Source organism: Phocaeicola vulgatus ATCC 8482 (assembly GCF_000012825.1).
Taxonomy (GTDB): Bacteria; Bacteroidota; Bacteroidia; order Bacteroidales; family Bacteroidaceae; genus Phocaeicola; species Phocaeicola vulgatus.
The window spans coordinates 4,774,021-4,788,438 of record NC_009614.1 but is presented as its reverse complement, the minus strand read 5'-3'; the positions used below and the strand labels follow the sequence as shown (position 1 = coordinate 4,788,438).

General features: G+C 41.9%; 9 protein-coding genes and 1 pseudogene. 4 read left to right on the top strand and 6 right to left on the bottom strand.

The window, feature by feature from the left end; translation table 11 throughout:
• The first annotated feature begins 80 nt into the window (after positions 1-80).
• The 3 genes from BVU_RS19465 (at position 81) to BVU_RS19455 (ending at position 4,686) form a co-directional block, all read left to right on the top strand.
• Complete coding sequence (locus BVU_RS19465; protein WP_005851608.1) at positions 81-1,958, top strand: LruC domain-containing protein; 1,878 nt, start codon at positions 81-83, stop codon at positions 1,956-1,958.
• 140 nt (positions 1,959-2,098) lie between these two features.
• On the top strand, positions 2,099-2,989 hold the full coding sequence (locus BVU_RS19460) for a YitT family protein (RefSeq protein WP_005841515.1): 891 nt from the start codon (positions 2,099-2,101) through the stop codon (positions 2,987-2,989).
• Between the two features lie 263 nt (positions 2,990-3,252).
• The gene (locus tag BVU_RS19455) at positions 3,253-4,686 is read left to right on the top strand and encodes an aspartate ammonia-lyase (protein WP_005841516.1); all 1,434 of its coding nucleotides are present in this window, start codon (positions 3,253-3,255) and stop codon (positions 4,684-4,686) included.
• A 220-nt stretch (positions 4,687-4,906) separates the two neighbouring features.
• Here BVU_RS19455 and BVU_RS19450 read toward each other — a convergent pair whose 3' ends face one another.
• The 5 genes and pseudogenes from BVU_RS19450 to BVU_RS19430 form a co-directional block, all read right to left on the bottom strand.
• Positions 4,907-5,287, bottom strand: a complete 381-nt coding sequence (locus tag BVU_RS19450) for a lipocalin-like domain-containing protein (RefSeq protein ID WP_005851610.1) — start codon at positions 5,285-5,287, stop codon at positions 4,907-4,909.
• Between the two features lie 58 nt (positions 5,288-5,345).
• Positions 5,346-6,834 (bottom strand): annotated as a pseudogene (locus tag BVU_RS19445) (capsule assembly Wzi family protein).
• A gap of 170 nt (positions 6,835-7,004) precedes the next feature.
• A complete protein-coding gene (locus tag BVU_RS19440; RefSeq protein ID WP_005851614.1) occupies positions 7,005-9,236 on the bottom strand; it encodes a S9 family peptidase in 2,232 nt (743 codons plus the stop codon).
• A gap of 130 nt (positions 9,237-9,366) precedes the next feature.
• Positions 9,367-10,557 carry an aminopeptidase C gene (locus tag BVU_RS19435; protein WP_005851616.1) on the bottom strand — a complete coding sequence of 397 codons (1,191 nt, stop codon included), beginning with the start codon at positions 10,555-10,557 and terminating at the stop codon, positions 9,367-9,369.
• 31 nt (positions 10,558-10,588) lie between these two features.
• A complete protein-coding gene (locus BVU_RS19430) occupies positions 10,589-12,187 on the bottom strand; it encodes a dipeptidase (RefSeq protein WP_012055925.1) in 1,599 nt (532 codons plus the stop codon).
• Between the two features lie 142 nt (positions 12,188-12,329).
• On the opposite strand from BVU_RS19430, the gene BVU_RS19425 reads away from it, so the two are divergent.
• The gene (locus tag BVU_RS19425; protein WP_012055924.1) at positions 12,330-12,908 is read left to right on the top strand and encodes a Crp/Fnr family transcriptional regulator; all 579 of its coding nucleotides are present in this window, start codon (positions 12,330-12,332) and stop codon (positions 12,906-12,908) included.
• Here the strand turns inward: BVU_RS19425 and BVU_RS19420 are convergent.
• Entirely contained in the window at positions 12,905-14,380 is a 1,476-nt protein-coding gene (locus BVU_RS19420) for a DUF3943 domain-containing protein (protein WP_012055923.1), read from the bottom strand. The two genes, BVU_RS19425 and BVU_RS19420, sit on opposite strands and share 4 nt — an antisense overlap.
• Positions 14,381-14,418 lie beyond the last annotated feature (38 nt).

The window sequence follows — 14,418 nt, the reverse complement described above, 5'->3', positions numbered from 1 at the left end:
GGACAGTTTTTTTTCTGACTATTTAGTTGTTTTTTAGTTATTTATGGCTATATTTGTCGAAAATAATCACGCACTACTTTATGAAAACAAAATTTTGGATCATCTGCTTATCAGTTTTCTTTGTGTCTTGCTTGCGTAATATGCATGATATATATACGGGGGGAGAGGAAGAAGAGGAGGAAAAAATCAATAAAGACGATTTTTTTGATTTTACTACTGTCCGTAATAGTCAACTTATCATTGATTATGGCATGAAAGTACAGACTGCTTTTTATCTGTATGATGAATATCCTATGGAATTAGTTGGAAATACTTGGGAATTTAAAGATATAAATCCCATTTATGCCGCTTCGACTGATATGAATGGTAGATTTTTTTCAAAAGTATCTTTGCCGGCTTATTTGAAAAAGGTATGGCTGGTAACTGATAATGTGTTGGTCGTATCACCTGTTGAATTGGAATTTCTATCTGACGGACTAACCTTTAATTATGTTGATTATAAGGCACAACTGTCTGCTAACGGGCATTCTAGAGCGGTAATGGGAGGAGTGAGTTATCCTGACGGATATGATGTATTGGGTAATTGGAATGAAAATGGGGTTCCTGATTATTTGTTGCCTGAAAAGTTGGATATACCCGGTGCTTTTTTAGAGAGATGCAGTAATTTAAGCCGTTCTATAGTAGTAGATAATCGTAATTTGTTGGAAAGGTTTCCGGAACTACGTACTTCAGGGAGTAATGATATGGTAATAACTAAATCTACAGGTTTGGTCGCGACTTATTTTGATTTCTCGTCTACTGCGTGGGAGGATATGGTTGCTTATTATACTTATAAAGAAGGAGAGTCTGTGGACATAGCTACCATAAAAAAGACCATCCTGATTCCACGTTCCAGTAGGAATGCTCCTAAATCTTTAGTCGGTGAGCAAATAAAACTAAAATATTGGAATAAGGAACAAAGCAAGTATGAAGATGAATTTCCCCAAGGCACTCATATTGGATGGATTTTATTGGGAATGGGATTTGGAAAAGAAAAGGGTGTTTTTCCTCGTTATTCTAATCCTGCATATAACGATAATAAAGAGCAACGTTCAGTTTTGTTAAGTGATCCGGAACTGGACAATTGTTTCTTTATGGCTATGGAAGATAATGTGGACATGCGTTTTAATGATGTACAGTTTGCTATTATGGCGTCTGCTTCTTCTTCTGTAGAACCTACTCCTAATATACCGGATGAAGTAAATAAGGGTGAAATTTCGTATGTAGTCAAAGGGTCTTTGGCTTATGAGGACAATTGGCCTGATAAGAATGATTACGATATGAATGATGTTGTGATATATTATTCCAGTACAGTTGTGAAAGATAAATCTTCTAACGCATTGGTGCGCACCACTACTACTTTTACTCCGATGAATGATGGTGCTACTTATACAAATGGGTTTGGTTTTCAGTTGGATTACGTAGGGAAGGAGCATATAGATTTGGTGCAGGTGAGTCAAGAAGGTAATGTGATCGGAAAAAACTTTGAGCCGGGAATAGAAAAGCCTGTATTAATACTTTTTTCTGATATAAAGCCTGTTCTCAAAAAGCCTGTGACTGTAGTGATCGGATTTAAAAAATATGATAAAGTAAGCGACATGGATGCTTATCCGCCTTACAATTCTTTCATTTTTGTGAATAAACGTTCTCATGAAGTACATTTGTCAGGCTATAAGCCGACAAGCGTAGCTGATGAGAGTTTACGTGGTACGGGTAGTGATTTGAGTCAAGACTCCAATGGTATCCCAATGTATTATATAGCAGAAGATAATATGCCTTTCGCTATAAATATCAGTAACAGTGAATTTAGATGGCCTTCAGAGAAGGTGTCTATTACTACCTATTATCCCGAGTTTAAACAGTGGAGAGATTCTTTTGGTGCGGATTATAAAGATTGGTATTTACATCCTAAAGAATAATAAAGGGTGAAAGGCACTGTTGTTTTTGATAAATCGGACTAACAGGACTTTTTACTTGAAAAAATGTCACCTTTTGAAGCCAAGTGATTCAATCTTTTTGTACTTTTGCGGACAATATGATTTTATAAAGGAAAACTCACATGGATTCAGTCTTTATTACGACGCGTAAGCAACGGATTATCAGAGAACTAAGGGATTATATGTTGATTGCTCTTGGTATGCTGATGTATGCTATTGGATGGACCGTCTTTTTGTTACCTAATGACCTTCCTTCGGGTGCGGTGCCAGGTATTGCTTCTATTGTTTATTGGGCTACCGGTTTGCCGGTTCAGTACACCTATTTGGGAATAAACGGAGCATTGTTGATACTTTCTTTGGTTATTTTGGGATGGAAGTTTAGTGTGAAAACCATCTATGCTGTATTTGTGCTGAGTTCTATTCTGCCTATCATACAGGATTTGACCGGGGGAGAGTCTTTAATACATGACCAACCTTTCATGGCTTGTGTCTTGGGAGCCTTTTTCTGCGGAGGTGGTATTGGTGTCGCTTTTTCTGCCAATGGTAGCACAGGAGGTACGGATATTATAGCTGCTATTGTCAATAAGTATCGTGATATTACTTTGGGCCGGGTTATTTTGATGTGTGATTTGGTTATTATCTCTTCCAGTTATTTTGTATTGCATGATTGGGAGAAGGTGGTATATGGATATGTTGTCTTGTTTATATCCAGCTTTGTCTTGGATCAGGTAGTAAATAGTGCCCGTCAGTCAGTGCAATTTTTTATTATTTCTAAGAAGCATGAAGAAATAGGGCATCGCATAAATAAAGACCTTCATCGAGGAGTGACGTTCATTGACGGAGTAGGTTGTTATACCGGTGCGGGTGTGAAAATGATGTTTGTGCTGGCAAAAAAACGTGAGTCTACTACTATATTCCGTTTGATAAAAGATATAGATCCGAATGCATTTGTATCACAAAGTGCTGTCATTGGTGTATTTGGAGAAGGCTTTGATAGAATAAAGGTTAAATAAGAGTTCCGAAGTTAAAAAATAGAATAAGGGCGTTCTGAATGGACGCCTTTTTTTATGTCTGTTTTTTGAATGAACTTCAAAGGATATAAGACTTTGTTAACTGAATGAACTTTCATAATGTAAGTTTGTTGTCTGCTTTATCTCGAAAAATAAGTATAAAATAATATTTTGAAATTATATCAGATTATATTTTGATATCAAAATGTTAGTTTATACCTTTGCTGTATAAAATAAGAAATGATAAACTAATAAATAACCTGATCATGGAAACAAAACTTACAGAAGAAACCCGAGTAGAAAGTGATTTAATTGGTGCCCGCGAAATTCCGGCCAGTGCATTGTATGGTGTGCAGACTCTAAGAGGCATAGAAAATTTCCCAATAAGTAAATTTCATCTAAATGAATATCCGTTGTTTATCAACGGTCTTGCCATTACGAAAATGGCAGCTGCAATGGCTAACTATGAGTTAGGTTTATTGACTAAAGAACAAAAAGATGCCATAGTGTTGGCGTGTCAGGAAATCTTAAATGGTGAGCATCATGAGCAATTCCCGGTAGACATGATTCAGGGAGGTGCCGGTACTTCTACCAATATGAATGCTAATGAAGTCATTGCTAACCGTGCTTTGGAGATTATGGGACACAAACGTGGCGAGTATCAATATTGCTCTCCTAATGACCATGTGAACTGCTCGCAATCAACGAATGATGCTTATCCCACTGCAATCCATATTGGCATGTATTATTCTCATCTTCGTTTTCTGCCTTATTTGGAATCGCTGATTGGTGCATTCCATAAGAAAGGAGAAGAGTTTGCACATATCATCAAAATGGGGCGTACTCAGTTGGAAGATGCCGTTCCTATGACTTTAGGTCAGACATTCAATGGTTTTGCCAGTATATTGAGAGATGAAATTCGTCATTTGAATGAAGCTGCGGCAGACTTCCTGACAGTAAATATGGGTGCTACCGCTATTGGTACAGGCATTTGTGCGGAACCGGGATATGCGGAAAAATGTGTGAAAGCATTGTGTGAAATTACAGGTTTTGATTTCAAATTGTCGTCAGATTTGGTAGGAGCTACTTCAGATACTTCCTGCTTGGTAGGTTATGCTTCAGCTTTAAAAAGGATAGCCGTAAAGGTAAATAAAATATGTAATGATTTACGTTTGCTGGCCAGCGGACCGCGTTGTGGCTTAGGAGAATTCAACCTTCCGGCTATGCAACCGGGATCTTCTATAATGCCAGGTAAGGTGAATCCGGTGATTCCTGAAGTGATGAATCAGATTTGTTATAAGGTAATGGGTAACGAACTATGTGTGACTATGGCTGGCGAAGCTGCCCAAATGGAACTGAATGCTATGGAACCGGTGATGGCACAGTGTTGTTTTGAATCTGTAGATTTAATGATCAATGGTTTTGAAACCTTGCGTACACGTTGTGTAGAAGGTATTACTGCTAATGCGGAACGTTGCAAGATTGAAGTGCATAACAGTATTGGTGTAGTAACCGCATTGAATCCGATTATTGGTTATAAAAACTCTACAAAGATTGCAAAAGAAGCGTTGGAAACAGGTAGAAGTGTTTATGAACTGGTCTTGGAACATGGTATTTTAAATAAGGAAGAGTTGGATACAATCCTAAGTCCGGAAAACATGTTGAAGCCGGTAAAATTGGATATCAAGCCTAGAAGATAAATTTATTTCACCACAGACTACAGGAAGGTAAAGAACTTGTTTCATGAAGCCGGCTTCAATATTTGTAAAGCCGGCTCCATGAGTGGTGGCACCGGTTTTATTTCTGCCGATAAATTGATTTCTGGAAATCCGGTATAGTGGTTTGCCACTGCTATAGCGTATAAATTGTTTTGCCGATATTTTATCGGCAGACAGTTTGTATAGCCTGTGGTATATTTTTTTAGAACTTTCTGAATGTGAGGCGTGCATAATCAGATTTCAGAATTAGTTTCTTGCCTGTTGCTTTTTCCACCTTAAGATGATTAATAGCTTGATTAAGTCCGAAAGGTTTCAATTCATTCAGTGTCGTTAGTTTTTCTTCATCTCCCCGGTGGCGGAATTCACTCATGGTTACCTCATCTCCTTTATAAGAGAAACGTCCGATATGAGTGCCTCCATTTCCACCTTTGGCACTGATTTCCACCAAATGTAACTGGATACTATAATAAATGCGGTTACATTCTTCTATTTTCCCATTAGTATATTCTATAGTCATTAATTGCCATCTGCCATCTAATTTGCCGTTGATGGGAGCTTTGTCACAACTGCTGATTCCCAGCATAAAGAGTATAAATAATAATATTTGTTTCATATGTTGATTGGGTTGACAGTTAAAATTTCTATTTATTGCCCGATTTGATAATTCCTTGTTTGCGGATAACCAGCATTCCACCATAATTATTTCCAAGTAAGTTGCCGCGATCCATAGCTCCGGATACAGTGAAACTCCATCCTTTCAGTTGTTGTGGAGCATAAGTTACTTCAAACAAAGAGTTGAATTGTTTCTTGATCTCATTCAGAGGATTATCATAAGTACCCCAATGGCGGGAGTAGGAGAGCAGCATACGATAGCTTAGCGACTGACATGGGGAACCGCAGAATCCTATGTGATGTGCCAGTACACGATTGCTGATAAAAGTAATCTGTCCGTTCTTGTTGTAAATAGGTCCGGGAAGTAAAGGATTACCTATTCCCATTCCCCAATGCTGCCATCCTTGATAGAGGTAGTGATTATAATAATTATCTTTAGCACTGATTTGCTCTTCAAATTCCCCCCAAAAGGAATCATACAGCATAGGTCCGGTTTGATCTTTTGTTCCTAATCCTTCGTATACAAAAGTATCAATGAAGCGGTTTTTGGGAAAAGTTATTTCCAGTCCGATGTGTCCGTCTTTCCAACGTCCGTATTGGAAAAACATTTGGGAGTGGTCGTCGAAATAATGTTCATAATAGATCTTTACCTTCCATCGGTTAAGATAAGCTGTTGCGGCAAAATTCCAGCTACCGACATGGTTTCCGTAGATGTTTACTTGTTCGCCTTCGGGTGTGGTATCATCTCCGGCCATAGGAACCAATACACGCATAAAGTCAACAAACCGGGTAGGCATATCTATTACAGGCTCTTTTTGTCCTGCAATATATTGGTCTCCGCCAAATTGGGCGGACATTTGTATTCCTCCTTCAAATTCTACCGGAAAATGTTCTTTGTTTCCTACTTTGGCGAAAAGCGATTTACTGTGGTAAAGTACATCAATGGTATATGGGTTGCCTATGGAGGTGAAATGTTCCTGCCATTTGTCATCAGTAAAACGTCCATAGGCTATGTGTCCTTTCAAGTGAAGCCATTTATGGGTACCTGGTATGGCTACATAATCGGGAACTTCCAGGCGTATTTGGGGAATGGGGCGGGCATTATTTGATTCTACCATACCTCCCGCTGCTTAACTTGGAATTCTTTAACTCGGGCAAGCGTTCTTTGCTGCCGATACTCAGGTTCAACCATCGGTAACTGAGGTCTGCATAGGCTTGTTGGATGATGAAGGAGGAGGTGAAATTGTAGGCGGTTGCCAAATCCAGTCCTGCACTGAAGCCGAAATGTTGGTTTAATGGCATTGTATGTGCAATCCCTGCCCGTAAATAACCATTTTGGGTATTGGCAGAAGATAAACCTTGCCTGTTGGCAGTAAGCCACATCGGCGCGTAGGTTCCTTTACCCGATGTTCCTCCCATCTCAACGGTATATTCTGTTTTGACAGGGAGTTGGGCATTGGTGTGCTGCGTAATAGATATTAACAGAAATTGTAATAAGAATAGTTGTATTTTCTTCATTTAGTTTATGTGTTTAGTGCTAAGCTTGCTAAAACGAAATCGGTTTATTAGTCTGCCATCCCGAACTTTTGTGAAAAATTTGGACTCTAATCATTTTATGTATATGAAAAGTTTCACTAATGTTCAGAATGGCCGACTGTATAATCATATCAGCAGGAATTTTGGCATATTTATTTTCCTCCGGCAGGCAGGTTTTTCAGCCAGTAATCAGCCATTGTCTTTCGCAGATGCAAGCTGGTTCCCTCGCCTTCGTAAATTCCATGGGAACGCATCGGGTAAGAAATCTGTGAGAAGATTTTTCCGTGCCGTACCAGTTCATTGACCAACATTTCACAATTCTGATAATGGACATTGTCATCTCCTGTACCGTGAATTAACAGCAAGTTGCCTTTCAATCCTGCTGCATACGAGATGGGAGACCCTTTGCGGTAACCCTCCGGATTATTTTGAGGAGTATTCATATAACGTTCTTGATAAACCGTGTCATACAGACGCTGGTCGGCCACAAAAGCAATGGCAATACCTGTGTGGAAAACATCGGGATAACGGAACATACTGTTCAGCGTCTGGCTGCCTCCGCCACTCCAGCCGGTGATACCGATACGTGCGGTGTCAATGAAAGAGTATTGACGTGCCAAGTCTTGGATGCCTCTTGCCTGATCTTCACTGGCAAAGGTTCCGACTTCTCCATAAATACATTTGCGCCATTCGCGTCCACGGGGTGCATTGGCACCACGGTTCTCGATGCTGACTATGATATACCCCAGGTTTGCCAAGTACTGGTGCCATAAACTTCCTCCGCTCCATACATCCTGCACGGTGGCGTTGGCAGGTTCTCCATAGACATCAATTATGACCGGATATTTTTTGCTGGGATCAAAGTTTACGGGTTTGATCATCCATGCATCCAGTTCCAGTTCTCCTGAACGGGTTTTTACAAATTCTTTCGGTTGCAGCCCCAAGGCTTTGTATTGCTCCTTGGCTTTTGCATTGTCAGTAATCAGACGTATACTTTTATGGGCAGGGAAAGACACCATGTCGATTACAGGGGGAGTTTCCGAGTTACTGAATGTATGGACTGCCCATTTGCCGGACGGTGACATGATATAACGATGTTGCCCGCTTTGGTCAACAGGACTTAGCCGCTTTACCTCTCCATTGCCGAAAAGACGTGCCCGGTAGAGATAGCGCTGGGTGAAGTTGTCGGGAGAGGCGATAAAGTACACAAAACCTTTATCCATATCCGCACCTACTTCTTGAATATAATCAAAAGCTCCTTGGGTGATGGGCTTGATTTCTTTACCATCACGGCTTACACGATACAGGTGGCGCCATCCGTCACGTTCGCTTTCCCAAGTGAAATACTTGTTCCCTTTCAACCAACGCACATTGTCATTCGTTTCCAACCATGCGGCATCTTGATCGGTAAAGATATTGACGGGGGTATTTTCACCTATTTTCGCAATCCATACTTTATTGGTGTTTTGGGCACGGTTCATTTGCTGGATGAACAGTTCGTTGCAGCCCGGAATGAATTCCATACGTGGAATATAGTGGTTGCGTGCATCACCTGGAAGAGCCAGCCAAGTGGTGTTTCCACCGTCGGCTGATACATAGCCTACTTTTACAGCGGAGTTTGCTGTTCCGGCTTTAGGGTAGGGAAAACGTTGGATTTTAGGATAAATGGAATCTACATTATTGATGATATCAAACCATCCCGTACCTTGGGTATCGCTTTGCCAATAGGCTATGTATTGCCCGTCGGGACTCCAGCGGAAACCGTCGCGGCAGTTGAATTCTTCTTCGTATACCCAGTCGAATGTTCCGTTTACAATTTCATTATTTCCGTCTTGAGTTAGTTGGTTGATTTTCCCGTCAACCAGACTCTCTACATAAATGTTGTTTCTGGAGACATATGCTACCCGGCTGGCATCCGGCGAGAACTTGGCGAACATCAAGGTAGCTTCCGGCAAGCTTTTGCCCAATTGTTGCAGTTTGCCGTCTTTCAAATTAAGCACCCAGTAATCACCGCGGGTATCATAACGCCATACGCGACGGGTATTGGTATAGATCAATACTTTGGAGTTATCCTCGCTGAATACGAAATTGCGGACAGAGATAGGTTTTCCTGTTTGCGGATTCAAAAGCATATTGGCAGGGATCAGCACTTCTTTGGAATTGTCCTTTGCTTTGTAGGCAGTGACTTCGTATGCTCCCTCGGCATTTTTCTCTATTTTGGAATAACGTTCTCCATCTTTCATCCAGTTCACGTTACTTCCGCCTTCTGTCTTGATCAGTCCTCCGTATACGGCCTCCTCCAATGTGGGGATACGTTGCGCATGAGTTGTGGTTCCGAAACAGAATAAGCATAAGACTAATGTAAATAAGTTCTTTTTCGTCATAGTTATTATGAATCTTTTACTAAAAAATAGATGTCCATTTGAAAACACAAGTATGTATTGGGATTCCGGATATCTGTTTTCAAAAAACGGGCGTCTATTTTAGAAAAACGGACGCCTGCTCTTTTCTTTTTTATTTAATTCCTAATTTCTGTTTGATTGCAGCCGGAATAGCATCTTTATGCACCATGAGGAAAATAGTCTTGGCACGTACATAGCTTTCGGACATATTCAGATAACCGCCAAATGTATTGCGTTCTGTACCCCAAGAATTTTTGGTGATATAGTATTTGGTCCCGTTCTGGTCTTTGGTAATACCGGTAAGATGCATCAGGTGGTCATCTGTAGTGACAAATGCTTCATAACCTTCCTGACGGACTTCCGGAGTGACATTTACTTCGGGACACGGTTTTTCAAATTTGTAGGCTTCCGCCAGCATCTCTCTTTGTTCTTTAGGGTCCATTTTCTCAAAACGTGCACGGTCGGAACCCGAGAGATCTTCCGCTTTTTTCACTACCGGATTGATGGCTACACCATTTTTGAATGAAAAACCTTTTTCACTGACATCACCGTCCCAACATACGGTATATCCGTGGGTCAAAGCATAGTCGGCAACTTCCATCATTTCGTCCAGCGGAAGATTGTACATTTGTTCATTTTCCCAATTGTCGGGTACTTCCGGAGAGAATTTCTGGTAATACGGTTTGTGAGTGAAACTAGTCAGTTCGATATAATCGTCCATGTTCAAACCCAGACTTTCGGCAAAAGATTTCGGAGTGTACTCTTTTCCTTTGTAAGTGAACTTTTCAGGAAGTTCTCCTAGATAAGTATCGAAAAGGTTGTTGATCAGCTTGTAGTATTCCGGGCTGCGACGTTTCATCTTAACGGCTGTGTTTCCTAAAGCGTTGATATATCTCACCATTTCACCGTGGTTATGTTTTTCTGAGTTATAGTTGATTCCGTGATATACTTCCTCGGGTACGATACCCACTTGGTTGAAAGCATTCTTCCATGTGTGTGAAAGGCTTCCTTGTCCTAAATTCCCGTTGCCTCCCCGGTAATAGTTGTCTTCCAATTGGTTCAAGTACTTTTGGCGTACAATGAACATTTCAGAAAGATCATATTCCCCTTTGCCCATACGGAGCAGTTCGGATTCCATGAACGAAGTGGTGGCAAAGCACCAGCAAGTTCCGGTAGAGGCCTGATTTTTGACTGGAGTTGCTTTCTGTGATGCAACAGTCGTGAATTTGTAACCACTTTCTTGTGCATACATGGCTGATGCACAGCATAGCAGTGCGGCTAGTGTGAATACTTTTGTCTTCATAAGTTTGTTTTTAATATGATAAGGTTAACAATTAAAAGCCGAAGCGTGACTCAATCCAATATTGGTTTGCCATTTCGTCCCAGCGAAGGATGGTGGCGCCTATAAAGTCTGCCGTGTAGTCTGTGAGATAAGCACGGGCTGCTTCTTCCCCTTTAGATTGAAGGATACTTTGGTATTGTGCTTCCACAAATGGAAGTTCCCGTTGTCCTTTTTCCTCGAAATGACGAATATTTTTTTCCATTACTTTGCGGGCAGTTCCCCATCTTACAGCAGCCAGTTTGTTGGCGCGGCGATAGTGCCATAAGGCGGCGTCGTCGCGATAGCGGTGGTTACCGCAGATTTTATACATAGCAGGGAAATCAGTAATGCCACAGAATACCGGAACGCGCGGGCTTTGTCCGGGGTTGTCCATAGAGAACCATACCACACCGCCTACTGCATCGGGCAGCCAGTTGCGCAATTGGATAACTGTAGAATAAGCACATTGCGGAACTGCGATATTGCGTACTGATTTCACAACTCCCTTTTTAATACCGTTCAGCATATTCAGTTCATCGCCACGCATCCACGGATTGGCTTTCGGGCTGATAATGGTGTCTACTTTTCCGGTTTTTCTATCTTTTACCGTAACTTTCAGATTCTGTGTCATATCCAGCGGCGTTCCTTCGTATGTTTCCCGGAGCAATGCCATAACATCGGTTACAGATACTTGCTTGTCGGGTTTTACACTGATAGGCAGTTCTTCTGCTTCATAATCAAGCTTTAATGACGGTGCCAGTGCATTCAGGATAAAGTGCTCGCGGGTGCTGAAGGATTTCAGTTGGCCGGAGTAATTCTTTCCGCTATAAGCTTTCCAAAATTTAAAAGGCTCTTTTCCATCCCAATATCCTAATTTTTTAGCCACGTCAAATACATTTTCGGAAGCCATATAGTGGTCGGGATCTTTCAGATTGAGGGTGCTGATTCGCGAGATGTTGGCAGATACGCCTACATGATCATCCGGAATACGGACTGCCGCCCATACTCCGCCAATGTTATCTTTTCCTTCTCCGAAGACTTCGAAGTGCCATACTTCATCAGGATCGGCAATGGTCAGACATTCGCCGCTGTCGCCATAACCGTATTGTTTTATGAGATCTCCCATCAGGCGGATAGCCTCACGGGCTGTTGTACAGCGTTGCAATGCCACACGTTGCAATTCTTCAATCATAAACATACCTTTGGGATTTTCCAGATCCCTGCGTCCGCTTACGGTAGTTTCACCTATCCCCAGCTGCTTTTCGTTGATGCAAGGGTAGGAGGTGTCCATGAAGGCATATGTTTTTCTAGCTTGTGGTATTTGCCCCTTGATTTTTACATTAGTCTGGTCGGCTACAAACTCGGTATGCATACGGCCATCGTAAATATTCATTACAGTATCCCTTTCATAACTTTCTGCCGGAACCATGTTTACCCAGGTTCGGTACCAGCTGTCGCATGTATGACTGGTTATAACTGATCCATCGGTAGTTGCTTTCTTTCCTACCATAATGCTAGTGCAGCTTTCCGGATCCTTTGTGTAATTCGTTTGGGCTGTGACACTTTGTGCCATGACTAAACCCAGGATTGTTAAAGAGGCTAGTAGTTTCATAAAGGTCGTTTTATTACTATTGCGTTTCAAAAGTATATAAAAAAAACTATTATTCAGAACTTTATCGGTTTAATTTTGTAATTTATGTCTAATAATCCAGCCTTTTTTGTATTTTTGCAGCAAATACAAAAATTGGGAGCACATGACAACTAGTATAGACATAGCTAGAAGGATAGCAGAAGTTAACCATCCTCTCAGTAGAGAAAGTGTTCACGCATTAGCCGAAATCTTAGTTTGTAGAAAATATCGTAAAGGGGAGATTGTTTTGCAGGCCGGTGAGGTTTGTAAATCGATGTTGTTTATAGAAAAAGGAATGCTCAGACAATTTTATTATAAATATGATAAAGATCTGACTGAGCATATCGGTTATGAGAACGGAATGATTATTTGCATAGAGAGTTATTTTAAACAGGAGCCCACCCGCTTGATGGTGGAAACTTTGGAAGCATCCGTGGTATGGGAGTTACCCCGTGTGGAAGTGGAGAAATTGATAGATCAATATCACGATATCGAACGTCTTTATCGCGGTTTTATCGAACATTCTTTGATAGAGTCACAGGTGAAGGCGGACACGCTTCGTTTTGAACCGGCTCATGAACGTTATAACAGATTGTTGCAGCTTCATCCCGAAATATTGAAGCGTGCGCCTCTTGTGTACATCGCTTCCTTATTACAGATGACTCCCGAAACCTTGAGCCGTGTCCGTTCTTCCTTGCTTTAGAATTGATAAATCAATCCTAGCCGGGTTTCAAAGGTCTTATATTTTATGTCCTCATGGTAGGAATAATGTGTGTGGCGGTAGTAATAGGACACTTCCATATTGGCTTTGAAGTGGGAGCTTAGATTCAGCTCGATAATCGGATTCACTACAGCGAGCATTACATTTCCTTTGTCTCCCTGCGCATTCAGATAGAGCGGATCTATTGTTTCCAAATCCTTGTGTTCGTATCCTTTCCAGGTAAAAATCTGGTAAAGATGCATATTCAGTGCGAACATGCCGTAACGGCCGAAGTCCAGAATGGTGTTGTTCTTTATGCTGTATCCGCTTCCCATATTGTAATTGCGGTCTATTACGTTGTAATAGTCGGTAAGGCTTCCACCCAGCAGGATGGCACTCAGGAACACACGCTGTTCCAAATTTACCAGGCTGTTCATTCGGGGGAATTTATAAATCATACCCGGTCCCACACTGGCAGCTTCCGAAATCTTGTAAGGGATACGCCCCGATCCGTCAATCACTTCCTCGGAATCAAAATAGTTGAAGTGCTGGAAGATACCGAACATCATTTCCATGCCGGTAGTGGTTTTCAGGGGAACACCCCATAGTTTGCCCATCAGGTTGATCTGGCTGATAAGAGGCTGGTTCCCGGAAAGACCGAAGGTGGCCCGCGCGGTGAAGTAATCGTATGGGCCGTCATTCACTTTATCGAAGGCATCTCCGTATTGTACCCGGAATTCAAGGTAGGGATTGTGCTCTCCACGGAACAGGTAATTGTCATCGGCCAGATAACGGTCACCGGCACCTATGGAAAAGTGTACCGGAATGCGGTCGTAATCGTGGTATTTGTAATGAGAGCGTTTTACTTTCCACATCTCGCCGGTTATCATTCGGTTCAATCCCCGCATGGGGCAGATCAAGGTTCCCAAAAACTCGCGGGTGAAACGTGAGAAACCACGCTTGGAGTCGTCCAGTACCAAAGAAGACATACGGTGCGTTACTTCTCCCAGGGCGATGCCGCCTAGGGTGGTTGCCATCAGGTCATTGATGGCGGGCGGCTCCACTTCTGCGGCTATTTCCCACATCAAACTACCAGCAAAGGCGTATGGAGCCGATTCCCAAAAGGTAAGTCCGTTGCTGCGTGCTGCATTGAAATAAAGATTTCCGTGATAGGGGTGGGCGAACAGGTTGGTGGAGAATTGGTCGTTATCCCATACAAAACCATGCTTGATATTGCGTCGTATGCTGCCGATACTGATTTTGGCAAAGTCTTCGTTCATTACATAACGGTCGAATGCCCATACTCCGACATTCATTCCGAAAGTTTCGGCAGCGGCACGCCAAGGGTGTTTTTTTTGCAGGCGAGGATCGGTGAATGTATACATGGAATCGGGGCGGTGGAGCATCTGGGCTGTGACGTTCCCGGCACTACTTAATGCCAGCAGGCAGACTAATGCGATATGCTGTAGTTTCATACTGTATGGATTAGTTTATACTAGGGTGACGGGGCTGC

Coding starts and splice junctions, on each gene's coding strand:
- BVU_RS19465 (WP_005851608.1), top strand. CDS start 81: ATGAAAACAAAATTTTGGATCATCTGCTTATCAGTTTTCTTTGTGTCT.
- BVU_RS19460 (WP_005841515.1), top strand. CDS start 2,099: ATGGATTCAGTCTTTATTACGACGCGTAAGCAACGGATTATCAGAGAA.
- BVU_RS19455 (WP_005841516.1), top strand. CDS start 3,253: ATGGAAACAAAACTTACAGAAGAAACCCGAGTAGAAAGTGATTTAATT.
- BVU_RS19450 (WP_005851610.1), bottom strand. CDS start 5,287: ATGCTGGGAATCAGCAGTTGTGACAAAGCTCCCATCAACGGCAAATTA.
- BVU_RS19440 (WP_005851614.1), bottom strand. CDS start 9,236: ATGACGAAAAAGAACTTATTTACATTAGTCTTATGCTTATTCTGTTTC.
- BVU_RS19435 (WP_005851616.1), bottom strand. CDS start 10,557: ATGAAGACAAAAGTATTCACACTAGCCGCACTGCTATGCTGTGCATCA.
- BVU_RS19430 (WP_012055925.1), bottom strand. CDS start 12,187: ATGAAACTACTAGCCTCTTTAACAATCCTGGGTTTAGTCATGGCACAA.
- BVU_RS19425 (WP_012055924.1), top strand. CDS start 12,330: ATGACAACTAGTATAGACATAGCTAGAAGGATAGCAGAAGTTAACCAT.
- BVU_RS19420 (WP_012055923.1), bottom strand. CDS start 14,380: ATGAAACTACAGCATATCGCATTAGTCTGCCTGCTGGCATTAAGTAGT.